This is a genomic window from Pseudoalteromonas shioyasakiensis (genome assembly GCF_022398475.1).
Lineage (GTDB): Bacteria > Pseudomonadota > Gammaproteobacteria > Enterobacterales > Alteromonadaceae > Pseudoalteromonas.
Genome location: NZ_JAKEVM010000021.1, coordinates 1 through 15,491, shown reverse-complemented (window position 1 = coordinate 15,491; position 15,491 = coordinate 1). Strand labels below are relative to the sequence as shown.

Sequence of the window (15,491 nt, the reverse complement as noted above, 5' to 3'; positions counted from 1 at the left end):
AACTGTGCCCTTAACCATTTCTTAATTAAGCACTTAGCATGATTAAGCGTTTTTCATGGGGCAAGTTACAGCATATTATCTTTTGGGACTACAAAAGTGACTCTAGTTTAATTACCTGAGTCATATGTTTTACTTTAGCTATTATATGCTTGAAAATACAGAAATAGTCACAAAACAGCGACCAAAATAGGTAAGGCCGAATGGCAAAATCAGCAAAAATCGAATTTGTCTGCACTGAGTGCGGCATGAACTATCAACGCTGGCAAGGTCAGTGTAAGTGTGGAGCGTGGAATACGCTGGCAGAATTTAAGCCTTCAGCGGGGCAATCGAAGCAAGCGGCAAGCCGTGCGGCAGTGGCAGGCTATGCCGGTATCGCTAGCGGTGGCTCAAAGAAAATCAATGAAGTTGCGACCACTGAGGCCGAAAAACGCCTCACGGAAATAGGTGAGCTAGACAGAGTACTAAGTGGTGGCGTAACCACTGGCTCTGTTAACATTATTTCTGGCGACCCAGGTGCCGGTAAAACCACCTTGCTGTCAGATTTAGTCGCACGTATGTCAAAGCTAATGCCTTCTTTATACTGCACAGCCGAAGAATCTTTATCGCAGTTTAAAAACCGTGTGAATCGCTTACGTTTAGATTACAACGAAGACGAGCTTTACTTGCTGTCTGAAACCAGTGTTGAAGCCATTATTGAAGAGCTTGATAAAAACAAAATTAAGTTCGCGGTGATTGACTCAATTCAGGCCGTGGTAACAGAAACGGCAAATGGTAGCCCTGGTTCACCCTCACAGGTAAAAAGTGCAGCTCAGGCACTAACACAATACTGTAAGCAAAATGATGTCACTATATTCATCATTGCTCATGTAAACAAAAATAACGAAATTGCTGGGCCGCAAACACTCGTGCACATAGTTGATGCCTTGTTACATATCGATACTAACGATGGCCAAGTCAGAACACTGCGTGCTAATAAAAACCGTTTTGGCGATATCGATACCGTGGGTATTTTCAGAATGTGCGAGCGCGGAATGCTCAGCGTTGATAACCCAAGCGAAATCTTTTTATCAGGTTCTAGTACCGAGTCTCCGGGCTCTGCTATCACTTGTATCCGTAAAGGTAACCGTAACTTACTACTCGAAATACAATGTTTAACCACAGAAACCGAAGCTGAATTCCCGCAGAGAGTATGTGTTGGTTTGAATATGAATCGTATCAAAATGCTAACAGGTATTTTACGTAAGCACACAAAAACAAAAATCTTCCACGATACTTTTTTCAACATTGTTGGTGGTTTAAAAATCGATGAGTCAGAGACTTGTATCGATTTAGCATTGGTAGCAGCACTTTTAAGCAGCTTGAACGAATTTGTTGTACCGCGTACCACTTGTATTATGGGTGAGCTAAGTTTAAATGGTGATGTAAGACCAATCGACAGCGGCGTACCTCGAGTTAAAGAAGCTGCGCAACACGGTTTTACTGAGCTCTTTATTCCATATCGTAATTACCATAAATCAATGGAAGGCCTTGGTGCTAAGATCACCCCAGTAAAAACCGTGCATGAGCTATTGTCGTTAATAAACTAAATACAATTTGATACACTGATAAAAAATTTACACCAATTAAAGGAAATAAAATGAAGAAGTTAATTATTGCAGCGGTTGTTGCTGCGGCTGTCGGTGGCGTAGCTTACGCAAATTACGCAACTACACAGGAAGTGAAAAAGGTGGTTGATAAGCAAATTAGTGCGTTATCAATCCAAAGCGGTGTAGAAATTAAATACAGCGATATCTCAGCCAGTATTTTTGATAGCAGCATGCAGTTATCAGAGATCACGGTTTCAAATAGTTTAAGCAATGAGCCTGTTGCAACAATTGATAGCATTGATGTGTCGGGTTACGAAGTGGATGCAGTGCCGCCACACACTGGTTTTGTTATGAAAAACTTTCGTTTTAGCGATGAATTTTTAGCGCAGCTGCCAGAAAACTCTAATAACAAGCTAGCATCAACAAGCTATAACGTTGACTCATCGCTTGATTATAATAAAGCTTCAGGCGACAGCGACTTTGCTCTTAAAGTGACTGCAAATGAGGTGGCTGACGTTAACTTTAATCTTGGTTTAGCTAAAACCACAGCGCTGATGGAAGCATCACTCGCTGTGAGCCAGATGCAAAATGAAGCAGCTGATGGTCAGCTTACTTTAGAGCAGCAGCTACAACAGCAATCAAAGATGATGGCAGCACTCACGCAGTTAGAGCCACGTAGCATCAATATGTCGATTGCTGATGAAGGTGAGCTTAAAGCGGTCGTTGATAGCTTCTTAACTGCGCAAGGCATGACTCATGAGCAATTTAAGCAAGTCGTTGCTATGCAGTTACAACAAGTGCCAGTAAGCGAAGAACTTGCAACAGCGATTAGTAACTTTGTGAATGGTTTATCGTCTTTCTCAGTGTCAGCTAAATTACCAGAAGGTAAGACTATGATGGAGATTAATCAGCAAATTCAAATGCTGATGGGTCAACCAGAAGAGCTTGCAAAATTTATCAACCTACAAGCAAGCGGCGAATAAGCTCAAGCCTTTTGTAAACCTAACCTTAAAGTGATGAGTGATTTAACTTACTCACTTTAAGGTTGTTTTTTATCTGCATCACACCTTGGCTGTGCTCTAAAAACTTCTGTGCTAAAGCACGTTGAAAGCCAGTTTCTGCAATGCCTTTTAGTTCAACAGTATCACCATCAACAATCACTTGTAGGTTTTCAATGTGAAAATTAGGATTGCTTGTTAATTTCTGCAGTGCCATTTGCTGTAAGCGCGGTTGCGCCGATGTGCTTGTTGTTAGCACGCTGGTATTGGCGCTTACGTTTGTTGCGCATGCAAGTAAAAAAATACAGCTTAATGATGTAAGTACTACGGTTAATTTGAAGCGGCTCATACAATTCCCTCGTTAATCTAGTCTGCTGTGAACTATTGCTGAACCAGATACAATTATTATTCCAACATTTAACCTATTGATTTTAATGAGTTTGATTTGTATTGATGGAATGAGTAGGTAATAAAGTGTGAACTAATTACACGCTTATTAGGTAAAAATGGTAGGGTACAAAAATGCCGAGACAAGCTCGGCATTTTTTCAGTAATGGTAATAAAGCTACTTTTTCTTCTTAACTTTAGCTTTGGCTTTTTTCTTGGCCTTTATTTTTACTGGATCTTTTTTCTTTTTAGAGGGGATCTTCGCTTCTTTGTGCTGTGGCTCAAGCCCTTTAATTACTCGGCGTTTAAGCTTTTGCTCAATGTAGCGCTCAACCTTACCAACAATGGCTACGTCATGAGCCTCAATAAATGAAATCGCAATGCCTTTTTTACCTGCACGACCAGTACGTCCAATACGGTGTACGTATACGTCTGCGGTGCGTGGCATATCAAAGTTGATAACATGGCTGATATCAGCAACATCAATACCACGAGCAGCAACATCCGTTGCAACTAAGATATTGTTGCGACCAGAGTGAAAGTTTTCCATCGCTTTCATTCGTTTGTCTTGTGGCATTTCGCCGCGTAACCAAGCTACACGAAGACCTTCGTTGTTTAACTCACCAACTAATGTTTCTAGGCGCTCACGGGTTTTTACAAACACAATTGCTTTATGAATGTCGTCACCATTTAACGTTTCAACCAACATTTTTAGCTTGTGATCGTAGTCGTCCGCAAGGTGAACCCATTGGTGGATTTTGCCTTTCTCTTTACGTGAAGATTCGGCTTCAAGCAGTGCAGGGTCGTTTAAGATACGCTCTGCAAATAACTCAACGCTGTCACCTTCAAGGGTCGCTGAGAATAAGAAACATTGGCGACGGTTACGTGCTTCATCACAAATACGTAGCATTTCTTTACGAAAGCCCATGTCTAGCATGCGGTCAGCTTCATCAAGAATAAGCATTTCAACGTTTTCAGCATGGAAGTTCTCTGTTTCGAGATACTCCATTAAACGCCCAGGTGTGGCAATGAGAATATCGTTATTACTTTCGAAAATTTCTCTGTGTGTCCCGTAGTTTATACCACCTGTTACAACCCCAATTTTAAGATGAGTTTGTGCGGCGAGTAATTCACATTGCTCATGAATTTGATAAGCAAGCTCACGGGTTGGTGTCATGATCAATACGCGCGCAAAGCCAGGATCGCGACGTGGGAAATCAAGCAAGTATTGAATTGCAGGGATCAAAAACGCGGCTGTTTTACCCGTACCAGTAGGGGCTGATGCCAAAATATCACGACCTTGAAGAGCTTCAGGGATCGCTTGTTGTTGAATACTGGTTGGCGTATCAAAACCCATTTTATTAATGGCATTTAACAGCTTGTTATCGATATCAAATTCAGAAAATTGCATAGAGTGACATAAATAGAGGACAATTGAGCCTAATTATACGCGTTAACGCGGCTGTGGTGAATGAAAAGGTGAAAAAATGTCAGGCTTTGTGTTTAAACAATTTACGGTAACGCAAACACGCACTGCGATGAAAGTGTCGACCGACGGTATTTTGTTAGGGGCGTGGGCTGATGTGAGTGGTGCTAAGGGCATTTTAGATATTGGCACAGGCACAGGGCTGTTGGCGCTAATGGCAAAACAAAGAGCGCCTGAAGCAAAAGTAAGTGCCATAGAAATTGACGCGGGTGCCTGTAATGATGCTCGAGAAAACTTTGCGGCTAGCCCATGGCCTGATATAAACCTTTTCGAAGGAGCTGTACAGTCGTTTAGCGCAGTAGAGCCTTTTGATGCGATCATCACCAACCCACCGTATTTTAATGCGAGCCTAAAAGGTGAAAATGATGCTCGAAATACTGCCCGCCATACTGACGGCCTTAGCTTCAGCGAATTGATAGAAGCGTGTACTAGGCTTAGCCACGGCAAAACGCTTTTGAATGTGATTTTGCCTTGCGTAGAGGCAAAACAATTCATTGCGGTAGCTGAGCAGGCAGGCTGGTACTTAAATCGCCATTGCTTGGTACGTACAACCGAGAAAAAACAACAAAGTCGCAGCTTGTTGTTACTCAGCCAAAACAACGGCGAATGTGATACATCATCGTTAACCATACATGCAGCTGATGGCAGCTATAGCCAAGATTATAAAGAGCTCTGTAAAGCTTTTTACCTAAAGATGTAATCGTTATTCAGCAATGCTTGCTTCAAGGCCATCTTCACTTAAAAGTAAAGTGTATGACTGCCCATATGATGCGTTGCAGATTGAGACAGGTTCATAAACTCGCTTATCTTCATCATTGAGCTTTGATACTTTTAAATCATCAGCGCAGTCATCAATGTGGTACCAGTAACTTAATTGATTTTGATATAAATTGACGATTTGATTTTCGATTTTTAAGCGAAGGTTTTCAGTTGCGAGAATACGTATAGCAAAAAAGTCATCTTTATCATCATTAGCTTTTTTTACTAGAGTTAAACGAAGCTTTTCTTCATTTTGCCAAGCCACAAAATGATAAGGTTGATTTTGCTCTACCTGATACATCTGTGTGGCTGAGTTACTTATGTCGCTGTGATCGACTACATAAAATGAAATACGGCTACGTTCATTGTGAGCATGTGTTACATCAACGGGAAGTGATTGCGATGCAAGCGTGTCAACATAGTATTGAGAGTCTTTAACTTCTTGAGCATCACCAAACAGGTCAGTGTTTGCCATGTAATAGTCCACTTCTAAATCAGTGGTATTTACGAGTGTGTAATTGTTCTCATACATTTCATCGCCAAAGTTATGAGTTTCTTCAACTTCTAATTCATCACAACCAGTTAGCAAAATACTTGCGGCAATCATTATAGGTAGCGCACTTTTCATTGTTATTCCTTTTACAAATGAAGGAGCTGATTAGCATACTTATAAGTTATTGTACCTTTATTGGTTTTTAAATTGTACCGGTGGCTGTAATTGCATTACTTCATCAAGCTGAATTTGTTGCACATATTCAAGCTCTAATAGGGCGTCTAACACGGCTTTACTGTGCGACTTTTCTATTTCGGCACTGCAAAAGTCAATAATGCTAAAGCGGCGTTTTATCAGCAGGCCGTTGATTTCAGGTAAAGGATGTGTGGTTTCAATTAGCACGCGGGTCGTAGGGCAGGGATCGGCATAGCCTGAACGTAATAACTTTTTTAAATTAAACAAGTTATCATCGAGCCGACCCAGCTCAATGGCGGCTTTAGCGCTATCAGGAATAAATAATGGCTCAGCAAAGCGATTTATTTTTATTTCGCCCGTGGCGTTAATTGTAGCTACCTGATTACTGTCGTAACTGACAATGTCACCGGTAATTAATGTGAATTGACTCATTGTGTTCCCTCGCAATGTTGTGTCGATTTCGGAGCTTAGCAAAATGGTGTGTTTGGTTAAGCCCTGATATAGTGCCAAAGTCTTAAGTTTTATACGAGTTTTTTATGTTCCGTTTATCAATTGTTTTATCTGCCTTATTATTTTCTCAGTTGAGTTTTGCTGCATTGACGCCTGTGGGTCTTTGGAAAACTATTGACGAAGAAACGAATGAAGCGAAATCTTTAGTACGTATTAGTGAGCAAGGTGGTGTATTGGTTGGTAGTGTTGAAAAAATCCTTAACCCAGCCAAGCAAGACGCAATCTGCGAAGAGTGTAAAGGTGATAAGAAAAATCAGCCTATTTTAGGGTTAAAAATTATAGAAGGCGCTACAGATGCTGGCGATGGTAGCTGGCAAGAGGGTGAAATTCTAGACCCAAACAATGGTAAAACCTATACCCTTAAACTGACCCCACAAGAACAAGGTAAGGTGCTTGAAGTACGCGGATATATTGCATTTTTCTATCGTAATCAATATTGGCAACGTGTTGAATAGCCAATAAAAAAGCCAAGCGATGCTTGGCTTTTTTATTCATGACTTACAAGCTTTCGCTGTACTCAGTCATGATTTGTTCAACCCAGCTTGCGATACGTTCATCACTAAGCTCGTATTGACTGTCTTCATCAAGGGCTAAGCCAACAAATTGTTTGCCATCTTCAGTGAGTGCTTTTGAAGCCTCAAATTCATAACTTGCATCGTTAGGCCATTTGCCTAACAAGGTAATGCTTTGATCACAAATTTCATCGTGTAACATGCCAAGCGCATCTTGGAACCACTGACCATAACCTTGTTGATCGCCCATACCAAACAGAGCCACGGTTTTGCCGTTTAGGTTAACATCTCTAATGTCGTCCCAGATTGATTCCCAATCTTCTTGCAACTCACCAAAATCCCAAGTTGAAATGCCGAAGATCACGAAATCAAATTGCTCTGCATTTTTTAATGGCTCATCTTTGATATTGTGAAGGCTCACTATGTCGTGACCAATAATATCGCGAATTTTCTCTGCCGCTATTTCTGTGTAGCAGGTTGTAGAACCATAAAATAAACCAATCTGCATCGTATTTATCACTGTGTATTTGCCTGATATGATAGGCGTAAGTTTACCGTAAGGTATAATCAATTGATACCTTGATAAGGATGAGAGTACGCGTGGCTGATAATAATTCACAAGCCCATAAAGGTGTAATAACAGCAAATAACGCCGAACATTTAGAGTTATTTTTAGATACGCTGTATCTTGAGCAGGGGGTCAGCGAAAATACACTCGCTGCTTATCGCAGTGACCTTGAAAAGTTTTGCCAATTTTTAAAAGATAAAGACCTACTAGCTGTTCGCTCTGATGACATTGAAGCGTATTTAGCATACCGTGTTGATTTAGGGCTAAAGTCGCGCAGCACAGCGCGAAGCATCAGTGCGCTTAAGCGTTTTTATCAGTATTTTGTACGCGAAAAAGCCATTGCCGATTCGCCGATGGTCAATATTGCTCAACCAAAAGCTGGGCAGTCATTACCAAAAACGCTGTCAGAAGCCGAAGTCGAAGCTCTGCTTGCAGCCCCAGACATAGAAGATCCTATGGGGCTTCGCGATAAAGCCATGCTTGAGCTGTTATATGCCACAGGGCTTCGTGTTACAGAGCTGGTGGGGCTCAGAATGGAGCAAATTAATTTGCGCCAAGCGGTGGTCTTTGTAAAAGGTAAGGGTAATAAAGAGCGTTTAGTTCCCCTAGGCGAAGAAGCAATGTATTGGCTTGAGCAGTTTTTAAAAGTGGGCCGTTCGCAAATGATTAAACATGCCACTGACTTTGTGTTCCCATCTAAGCGCGGGATTGGCATGACACGACAAACTTTTTGGCATCGCATCAAACACTATGCTATTTTGGCATCAGTTGAATCGCCGTTATCACCGCATACGCTTAGACACGCGTTTGCAACGCATTTGCTTAATCATGGGGCGGACCTTAGAGTCGTGCAAATGATGTTAGGTCACAGTGACTTATCAACAACACAAATATATACCCATGTAGCGAATGAAAGATTGAAGTCGGTACACGAGCAACATCATCCACGTGCTTAGTGCAAGATTTTTAAAGATGTACCGGTCTATATGAAAAATGATCAGGATATAGGATATTTATGAAAAAGTTAGTTTTAGCCACAGCACTACTAGGCACAAGCTTAAATGTGTTTGCCAATGGCGTATCAACAACAGACGCTGCTGATGCCCCTATTATTGCTAAGTTTGCTGAATTAGGCGTAACCGTTAAGCAAATTAACCCAAGCCCAGTGGCAGGCCTTAAAGAACTAATTACTGATAAGGGTGTACTTTACGCAAGCCCAGACGGTCAATTTCTAATGCAAGGAACACTGATTGACCTTAATAACCGAGTTAACCTAACAGAGCATGCACTGAGCGATGTACGTAAAGAAGGCATTGCTGAATACGAAGACTCAATGATCGTTTACAAAGCGAAAAACGAAAAGCATTCAATCACAGTCTTTACCGATATTACCTGTGGTTACTGCCGTAAGTTACACCGTGAACTTGATGATTTCTTAGATGCGGGTATCACGGTTAAATACCTTGCTTTCCCACGTGGTGGTTTACGTGGTAAAGGTTACCAAGATCTAATGAATGTATGGTGTGCTAAAGACCCTGCTGAAGCGTTAACAGAAGCAAAAGCGGGTGCAGAAGTTGCAGACGTGCCTGGTTGTAACGCACCAATTGCTGAGCATTACCAACTAGGTCAAAGCTTTGGTATGTCGGGTACTCCAGCAATTATTTTAGAAGATGGCACCATGATCCCAGGTTATCAATCAGCTGCGCAAATTAGCCAAGCGCTTGATGCCTTACCAAAAACATCTTCATAACTGATTTTTTAAACGAAAAGGCCTATTTGTCGTAGGCCTTTTTTATTTGTATTAAGCAAAGAAGTACCATTTCCGACATGGAAAAAATAATTCAAGCTCGTCCTCATGTTGATGATTCGCATCTACCACACCATTTACACCCTGTAATTAAGCAAATATATGCGACTCGACAGGTGCAAAGTGCCACCGAACTCGATAATAGCGCTGCGACATTACATGACTTTAAGTTGTTTAAAGATATCGACAAAGCTGCGGTGCTATTGCAACAAGCGCTCGCGGCTCAAAGTCGCGTGTTAATCGTCGGTGACTTTGATGCCGATGGTGCAACCAGCACAGCAACCTTAATGCAAGGTCTTGCGATGTTTGGCTTAAAGAATCTTGATTACTTGGTACCTGACAGATTCAGCCTAGGTTATGGCTTAAGTCCTGCGCTTGCTGAGCAAATAGTGACTATGCAACCCGAGCTTGTGATCACTGTTGATAACGGTATTTCATGTATTGATGGCATTGCCATTGTAAAGCAAGCAGGAATTAAGGTGCTGGTAACTGATCACCATTTACAAGGTGAAGCCCTGCCAGATGCCGATGCCATCGTGAATCCGAATCGCCATGATTGTCAGTTTCCATCGAAATCGATAGCAGGCGTTGGGGTTGCATTCTATCTGCTCATTGCTTTACGTAGCCACTTACGTGAACAAGGGTATTTTCAGCATAATCCAATGCCAAATTTGGCTGAGTTACTTGATATTGTAGCCCTTGGTACCGTTGCCGATGTGGTCGCTCTTGATGCCAATAACCGAACCTTAGTCCATCAAGGTTTAGCACGTATTCGCAGTGGTAAAACACGCCCAGGTATCAGTGCCCTAATCGAAGTGGCAAATCGTAATGCAGCCCGTTTAAGTGCCAGTGACTTTGGCTTTTCATTGGCACCACGCTTAAATGCAGCAGGGCGTCTTGATGATATGAGTTTAGGTATAGCCTGTTTGTTATCAAGCGATATAAATCAAGCACGTCGAATTGCCGGTGAGCTCGACAGCCTCAATCACGAGCGCCGTGAAATAGAGCAGGGCATGCAAACTGAAGCACAGGCGGTGCTTGACCGTTTAGCATTTAAAACTGAGTCAGTGCCTGATGCGATTTGTTTATATCAAGCTGATTGGCACCAAGGTGTGATTGGTATTTTGGCTGGTCGCTTAAAAGAAAAGTATCACCGCCCGACGATTATTTTCGCAGCGGGCGATAACGGCGAAATAAAAGGCTCTTGTCGCTCTATTGAAGGGCTGCATATGCGTGATTTACTCGAGCGAGTAAATACACTTTATCCGCATTTGATCAGTAAATTTGGTGGCCATGCTATGGCGGCCGGGCTGAGTATCAATGAGCAAAGTTTTACTGAGTTTAAATCCGTGTTTGAGCAAATGGTGACAGACACACTCACTGAAGAGCATAAGCAAAGTATTTTACTTACCGACGGTGAATTACCTAATGAGTGCTTTTCGATGGAGTTTGCCAACTTACTAAAAAATGCCGGCCCCTGGGGACAGCAATTTCCAGAGCCAGTGTTTGAGCATGTGTTTGAGGTAATACAGCAGCGCATTGTCGGTGAAAAACACTTAAAACTGGTTTTAAAACATCAATCAGGACGATTAGTTGACGGTATTGCATTTGGTGTTGATGTGCGTGCATGGCCAGATACCGAAGTGCGTTATGTGAAAGCTGCTTATCAACTCGATATAAATGAATTCCGTGGTAAATTCTCGTTACAGTTGATTATTCGAGAGCTACAAAAAGCGACATAAAAATATCGTTATAATCGACATAAAAGGCTAATAAAACGCTCGGTTTTTTGTTAAAATCGGGCGTTTTTAATATTTGTAGATAATTTACCGTATTTATTGTCGATATCGGTGCGCGGTAAATCAGCCATTTTGGAGTAATGTACATGTTTGAAGTGAATCCTGTGATTAATCAAATCAAGGAAATTCGCGAACGTACTGAACTGCTTCGGGGGTACCTTTGACTACCCTCTTAAGAAAGAGCGGTTAGAAGAAGTTAACGCAGAACTTGAAGATTCAGCAGTGTGGAATGAGCCAGAGCGAGCTCAAGCACTTGGCCGTGAAAAGTCGGCACTCGAAGCTATCGTTGAGACCATCGATAATCTAGTGTCAGGTACCGAAGATGTTGAAGGTTTAGTCGAGCTTGCTGTTGAAGCAGAAGATGAAGAAACCTTCGCAGAAGCCGAAGCTGAATTAGGCGATTTAAACGCACAGCTTGAAAAGCTAGAGTTCCGTCGTATGTTCTCAGGCGATCATGACCAAAACGATGCTTACCTTGATTTACAATCAGGTTCTGGCGGTACCGAAGCCCAAGACTGGTGCAACATGCTACTGCGTATGTATTTACGTTGGGGTGAAGCAAAAGGCTTTAAAGTTGAACTGGTTGAAGCAACTGATGGTGATGTGGCTGGTATCAAAGGCGCAACAGTGCGCTTTGTTGGCGAATATGCATACGGTTGGTTACGTACAGAAACAGGTGTTCACCGTTTAGTGCGTAAGAGCCCGTTCGACTCAAGTGGTCGTCGTCATACCTCGTTTGCATCGGCATTCGTTTACCCAGAAATCGACGATAATATCGAAATAGATATTAATCCGGCAGACTTACGTATTGACGTTTACCGCGCATCAGGCGCCGGTGGTCAGCACGTAAATACAACAGAATCTGCGGTTCGTATTACTCATATACCAACTAACACTGTTGTACAGTGCCAAAATGAGCGTTCACAGCACAAGAATAAAGACCAAGCAATGAAGCAGTTAAAAGCGAAATTGTTTGAACTTGAAATTCAAAAGCAAAATGCTGAGAAACAAAGCCAAGAAGATGCTAAATCTGATATTGGCTGGGGTAGTCAAATTCGTTCATACGTACTTGATGACTCGCGCATTAAAGACTTACGTACTGGCGTTGAAAACCGTAATACACAAGCGGTTCTTGACGGCGACTTAGATAAATTTATTGAAGCCAGCCTTAAATCTGGCCTATAACCACCAAGCTAAAAAAGAGCTAAAAAATGACTGATCAAATCCAAGACGAAAATAAGTTAATCGCTGAGCGTCGTGGCAAATTAGACGCAATCCGCGAAAATTGCCCAGCCAACGGTCATCCAAACCAATTCCGTCGTGAACATTACACGGCTGATTTGCAAGCTGAGTTTGGTGATAAATCGAAAGATGAATTAGTTGCAGAGCAACACGTTGTATCAGTAGCAGGTCGTATTCTTGCAAAACGTGGTCCTTTCCTTGCGTTACAAGACATGAAAGGTCAAATTCAAGCGTACGCATCAAAAGACGTACAAAAAGAATTAAAAGCAAAATACGGTCAACTAGATATCGGTGACATCATCGGTGTTAAAGGCGCACTTAATAAGTCAGGTAAAGGCGACCTATACGTAGAAATGACAGAGTACGAGTTACTGACAAAGTCATTACGTCCGTTACCAGAAAAATTCCATGGCTTATCTGATCAAGAAACTAAATACCGTCAACGTTATGTTGATTTAATTACTAATGAAGCGACACGTGAAACCTTCCGTATTCGCTCAAAGGTTGTAGAAGGTATCCGTCGTTTCTTAGCTGATCGTGACTTCATGGAAGTTGAAACGCCGATGCTACAAGTGATCCCGGGTGGTGCGTCTGCACGTCCATTCGTAACACACCATAATGCACTTGATATCGACATGTACTTACGTATTGCACCTGAGCTTTACCTAAAACGTTTAGTTGTGGGTGGCTTTGAGCGTGTATTCGAAATCAATCGTAACTTCCGTAACGAAGGTTTATCAACGCGTCATAACCCAGAATTCACGATGATCGAATTCTACCAAGCATACGCTGACTACATTGACCTGATGAACATTACTGAAGACATGTTACGTACTGTTGCGACAGACGTACTTGGTTCACCAGTTGTTGTAAACACAACGAAAGATGAAAATGGTGAAGTGGTTGATTCAGTAGAGTACGACTTTGGACAACCGTTTACTCGTTTAACAATGAGCGAGGCTATCCTTAAGTACAATCCAGACTTTGATGCTGCGGTATTTAATGACCCTGAAAACCATTTTGAAGAACTTAAAGCGTACGCGAAGCAAGTACACGTTAAGATCCCAGAAAACTGTGTATGGGGCCCGGGTAAATTCCTATGTGAAATCTTCGAAGAGACAGCTGAGCACAAGCTAATTCAACCGACTTTCATTACCGCTTACCCGTGGGAAGTATCTCCACTTGCACGTCGTAACGATGAAAACCCATTTGTAACTGACCGCTTCGAATTCTTCGTTGGCGGCCGTGAACTAGCAAATGGTTTCTCTGAGCTTAACGATGCACAAGACCAAGCAGAGCGCTTTACTCGTCAAGTTGAAGAGAAAGACGCAGGTGATGATGAAGCGATGCACTACGATGATGACTATATCCGTGCATTAGAATACGGCTTACCACCAACAGCGGGTGAGGGTATTGGTATCGATCGTCTAGTGATGTTATTTACTGACTCACCAACAATTAAAGACGTGATCCTATTCCCACACATGCGTCCTCAAGCTGATTAATCAGCTAAAAGTCTTGAAAGCGCCGCTTTTTAGCGGCGTTTTTGTTATCAGAAATTTCTGATTTTTATTGCTCTCAATTTTAATACTCAATTGTAATTAGCTGATCTAAAAAGAAATGCTGAATTAGTCTTCCAACAAAGTTACTAAGTTGTAAAATTTTTCTACAAATACAAAGGCCAATAGTATTATTTTTAGCCAAGATATGACATCATTGCGCAATTCTCGTTCAATGTATAAATGGACTTAATAATAATGACTAAAAAGCCTTCGCCGTTGCCTACAGATACGAACAAAAGCGAGCATCAACGTGAAGATTTTTATCGTGCTTGCATAGCCGAATTTCAACAATTGGGTTATCAAGATCAATACCTCGCAGAGTTAACTGATGAACTGATCCCATTGACGGGTCTTGAGCCGTTGAGTGATAAAGAAAAAACGGCGAAAGGATAAACAAAAACAAGCTGTTTTGGCTCGTTATGGACAATCTATAACCATCTATGCGATTTTCCTTGAAAAGTGTTTGACATATTTCCTGAAATCTTTATTATACGCCCCACAAGACGGAGAGGTGGCCGAGTGGCCGAAGGCGCTCCCCTGCTAAGGGAGTATAGGGTTTGTAGCTCTATCGAGGGTTCGAATCCCTCCTTCTCCACCATTTTTCCTAAAATGGCATGTCTTGAAAGTAATATGTGTGGACGCGTAGCTCAGCTGGATAGAGTACCTGGCTACGAACCAGGCGGTCGGAGGTTCGAATCCTCCCGCGTCCGCCACTTTTTACTTTAACTCTTGCTAAGAGAATAAATTAGCAATGTTCAAATGTGCGTGTGGACGCGTAGCTCAGCTGGATAGAGTACCTGGCTACGAACCAGGCGGTCGGAGGTTCGAATCCTCCCGCGTCCGCCATATTTGAAACTCATATCGAGTATAAAGATAAAATCATTGCAAGATTATAAAATGCAACTGCGGACGCGTAGCTCAGCTGGATAGAGTACCTGGCTACGAACCAGGCGGTCGGAGGTTCGAATCCTCCCGCGTCCGCCACTTTCTCTTAGAAAGTGACATAAGCCGACAAGCTGTCGGTTTTTTTGTGTCTTTAAGATTCAGTCAATGCAAGACTTAAACATGCAGAACATAATGCGGACGCGTAGCTCAGCTGGATAGAGTACCTGGCTACGAACCAGGCGGTCGGAGGTTCGAATCCTCCCGCGTCCGCCACTTTCTTCTTGAAAGTGACATAAACCGACGAAAGTCGGTTTTTTTGTGCCTGAAATTCGCGTAGGTGTGGTTGTAGGAGCGACTTCAGTCGTGAATAAACATACCGTTTTATTGCACCTCATTATTCTTTGGGCGACTTTGAACCACGCAGCCGGAGGTTCACTGTTTCAAAATACCTCCCGCGTCCGCCACTTTCTTCTTGAAAGTGGCATAAACCGACGAAAGTCGGTTTTTTTGTGCCTAAAATTCGCGAACCACACACTTTCTTCACCACAAATTAAACCCTCAACTCAAAATATAAAAAATGCTCCCGTAGGCGTGATACTTGTTTCGCGCGTATCAAGGTGCTGTTGCTCCAGACGATTAACGCCTCATCGAGACGATAGATTTTATACAGTAAATTAATTTATAAGCCTGCATCTTATTGGC

15 protein-coding genes and 5 tRNA genes are annotated in these 15,491 nt (G+C 42.2%); 15 read left to right on the top strand and 5 right to left on the bottom strand.

Features of this window, described 5'->3' with window-relative positions; all coding sequences use genetic code 11:
• Window positions 1–200 precede the first annotated feature (200 nt).
• Together radA and L1D51_RS06175 are read left to right on the top strand one after the other, a co-directional pair.
• Window positions 201–1,586, top strand: a complete 1,386-nt coding sequence (gene radA, locus L1D51_RS06180; protein ID WP_239963208.1) for a DNA repair protein RadA — start codon at window positions 201–203, stop codon at window positions 1,584–1,586.
• Window positions 1,587–1,636: 50 nt separating this feature from the next.
• Complete coding sequence (locus L1D51_RS06175) at window positions 1,637–2,569, top strand: hypothetical protein (RefSeq protein WP_239963207.1); 933 nt, start codon at window positions 1,637–1,639, stop codon at window positions 2,567–2,569.
• A 25-nt stretch (window positions 2,570–2,594) separates the two neighbouring features.
• Here L1D51_RS06175 and L1D51_RS06170 read toward each other — a convergent pair whose 3' ends face one another.
• Window positions 2,595–2,933 carry a BON domain-containing protein gene (locus tag L1D51_RS06170; protein ID WP_239963206.1) on the bottom strand — a complete coding sequence of 113 codons (339 nt, stop codon included), beginning with the start codon at window positions 2,931–2,933 and terminating at the stop codon, window positions 2,595–2,597.
• Between the two features lie 216 nt (window positions 2,934–3,149).
• Window positions 3,150–4,382, bottom strand: a complete 1,233-nt coding sequence (srmB, locus tag L1D51_RS06165; protein WP_054560820.1) for an ATP-dependent RNA helicase SrmB — start codon at window positions 4,380–4,382, stop codon at window positions 3,150–3,152.
• A 76-nt stretch (window positions 4,383–4,458) separates the two neighbouring features.
• Here srmB and L1D51_RS06160 point away from each other — a divergent pair, with 76 nt between their 5' ends.
• On the top strand, window positions 4,459–5,157 hold the full coding sequence (locus L1D51_RS06160; protein WP_054560819.1) for a tRNA1(Val) (adenine(37)-N6)-methyltransferase: 699 nt from the start codon (window positions 4,459–4,461) through the stop codon (window positions 5,155–5,157).
• Between the two features lie 3 nt (window positions 5,158–5,160).
• Here the strand turns inward: L1D51_RS06160 and L1D51_RS06155 are convergent, their stop codons facing one another.
• Window positions 5,161–5,844 carry a hypothetical protein gene (locus L1D51_RS06155; protein ID WP_054560818.1) on the bottom strand — a complete coding sequence of 228 codons (684 nt, stop codon included), beginning with the start codon at window positions 5,842–5,844 and terminating at the stop codon, window positions 5,161–5,163.
• A 57-nt stretch (window positions 5,845–5,901) separates the two neighbouring features.
• Window positions 5,902–6,336 (bottom strand): hypothetical protein, encoded by a 435-nt coding sequence (locus L1D51_RS06150; RefSeq protein ID WP_054560817.1) that lies wholly within the window; start codon window positions 6,334–6,336, stop codon window positions 5,902–5,904.
• A 104-nt stretch (window positions 6,337–6,440) separates the two neighbouring features.
• Between L1D51_RS06150 and L1D51_RS06145 the strand changes: the two genes are divergently transcribed.
• Window positions 6,441–6,869: a DUF2147 domain-containing protein gene (locus L1D51_RS06145; RefSeq protein ID WP_239963205.1), complete on the top strand. Its 429-nt coding sequence runs from the start codon at window positions 6,441–6,443 to the stop codon at window positions 6,867–6,869.
• A gap of 43 nt (window positions 6,870–6,912) precedes the next feature.
• Here L1D51_RS06145 and fldB read toward each other — a convergent pair whose 3' ends face one another.
• A complete protein-coding gene (gene fldB / locus L1D51_RS06140) occupies window positions 6,913–7,434 on the bottom strand; it encodes a flavodoxin FldB (RefSeq protein ID WP_054560815.1) in 522 nt (173 codons plus the stop codon).
• Window positions 7,435–7,562: 128 nt separating this feature from the next.
• Here fldB and xerD point away from each other — a divergent pair, with 128 nt between their 5' ends.
• From xerD to L1D51_RS06085, 11 genes are all read left to right on the top strand, one after another.
• Window positions 7,563–8,450 carry a site-specific tyrosine recombinase XerD gene (gene xerD / locus L1D51_RS06135; RefSeq protein ID WP_408002930.1) on the top strand — a complete coding sequence of 296 codons (888 nt, stop codon included), beginning with the start codon at window positions 7,563–7,565 and terminating at the stop codon, window positions 8,448–8,450.
• Window positions 8,451–8,509: 59 nt separating this feature from the next.
• A complete protein-coding gene (dsbC, locus tag L1D51_RS06130; RefSeq protein ID WP_054560813.1) occupies window positions 8,510–9,244 on the top strand; it encodes a bifunctional protein-disulfide isomerase/oxidoreductase DsbC in 735 nt (244 codons plus the stop codon).
• A 77-nt stretch (window positions 9,245–9,321) separates the two neighbouring features.
• Window positions 9,322–11,043 (top strand): single-stranded-DNA-specific exonuclease RecJ, encoded by a 1,722-nt coding sequence (recJ, locus tag L1D51_RS06125; protein ID WP_239963203.1) that lies wholly within the window; start codon window positions 9,322–9,324, stop codon window positions 11,041–11,043.
• Between the two features lie 143 nt (window positions 11,044–11,186).
• Window positions 11,187–12,285, top strand: a protein-coding gene (gene prfB, locus L1D51_RS06120; RefSeq protein WP_105181232.1) for a peptide chain release factor 2 whose coding sequence is annotated in 2 segments (ribosomal slippage) — window positions 11,187–11,261 and window positions 11,263–12,285 — 1,098 coding nt in all. Because the reading frame shifts where the segments join, the coding sequence is not laid out codon by codon here.
• A gap of 26 nt (window positions 12,286–12,311) precedes the next feature.
• On the top strand, window positions 12,312–13,847 hold the full coding sequence (gene lysS / locus L1D51_RS06115) for a lysine--tRNA ligase (protein WP_239963202.1): 1,536 nt from the start codon (window positions 12,312–12,314) through the stop codon (window positions 13,845–13,847).
• Between the two features lie 252 nt (window positions 13,848–14,099).
• Window positions 14,100–14,297, top strand: coding sequence for a hypothetical protein (locus L1D51_RS06110; protein ID WP_055020963.1), 198 nt, complete (start codon window positions 14,100–14,102; stop codon window positions 14,295–14,297).
• A gap of 112 nt (window positions 14,298–14,409) precedes the next feature.
• A tRNA-Ser gene (locus L1D51_RS06105) sits at window positions 14,410–14,502 on the top strand.
• A gap of 38 nt (window positions 14,503–14,540) precedes the next feature.
• Window positions 14,541–14,617: transfer RNA gene (locus L1D51_RS06100), tRNA-Arg, on the top strand.
• A 56-nt stretch (window positions 14,618–14,673) separates the two neighbouring features.
• Window positions 14,674–14,750: transfer RNA gene (locus L1D51_RS06095), tRNA-Arg, on the top strand.
• Between the two features lie 61 nt (window positions 14,751–14,811).
• A tRNA-Arg gene (locus tag L1D51_RS06090) sits at window positions 14,812–14,888 on the top strand.
• Between the two features lie 97 nt (window positions 14,889–14,985).
• A tRNA-Arg gene (locus L1D51_RS06085) sits at window positions 14,986–15,062 on the top strand.
• The last annotated feature ends 429 nt before the right edge of the window (window positions 15,063–15,491 follow it).

What these genes read in the sequence shown, in the direction of transcription:
- lysS (WP_239963202.1), top strand. Translation starts at nt 12,312, where the DNA reads ATGACTGATCAAATCCAAGACGAAAATAAGTTAATCGCTGAGCGTCGT.
- L1D51_RS06145 (WP_239963205.1), top strand. Translation starts at nt 6,441, where the DNA reads ATGTTCCGTTTATCAATTGTTTTATCTGCCTTATTATTTTCTCAGTTG.
- L1D51_RS06110 (WP_055020963.1), top strand. Translation starts at nt 14,100, where the DNA reads ATGACTAAAAAGCCTTCGCCGTTGCCTACAGATACGAACAAAAGCGAG.
- recJ (WP_239963203.1), top strand. Translation starts at nt 9,322, where the DNA reads ATGGAAAAAATAATTCAAGCTCGTCCTCATGTTGATGATTCGCATCTA.
- dsbC (WP_054560813.1), top strand. Translation starts at nt 8,510, where the DNA reads ATGAAAAAGTTAGTTTTAGCCACAGCACTACTAGGCACAAGCTTAAAT.
- L1D51_RS06155 (WP_054560818.1), bottom strand. Translation starts at nt 5,844, where the DNA reads ATGAAAAGTGCGCTACCTATAATGATTGCCGCAAGTATTTTGCTAACT.
- srmB (WP_054560820.1), bottom strand. Translation starts at nt 4,382, where the DNA reads ATGCAATTTTCTGAATTTGATATCGATAACAAGCTGTTAAATGCCATT.
- L1D51_RS06150 (WP_054560817.1), bottom strand. Translation starts at nt 6,336, where the DNA reads ATGAGTCAATTCACATTAATTACCGGTGACATTGTCAGTTACGACAGT.
- L1D51_RS06175 (WP_239963207.1), top strand. Translation starts at nt 1,637, where the DNA reads ATGAAGAAGTTAATTATTGCAGCGGTTGTTGCTGCGGCTGTCGGTGGC.
- fldB (WP_054560815.1), bottom strand. Translation starts at nt 7,434, where the DNA reads ATGCAGATTGGTTTATTTTATGGTTCTACAACCTGCTACACAGAAATA.
- L1D51_RS06170 (WP_239963206.1), bottom strand. Translation starts at nt 2,933, where the DNA reads ATGAGCCGCTTCAAATTAACCGTAGTACTTACATCATTAAGCTGTATT.
- radA (WP_239963208.1), top strand. Translation starts at nt 201, where the DNA reads ATGGCAAAATCAGCAAAAATCGAATTTGTCTGCACTGAGTGCGGCATG.
- L1D51_RS06160 (WP_054560819.1), top strand. Translation starts at nt 4,459, where the DNA reads ATGTCAGGCTTTGTGTTTAAACAATTTACGGTAACGCAAACACGCACT.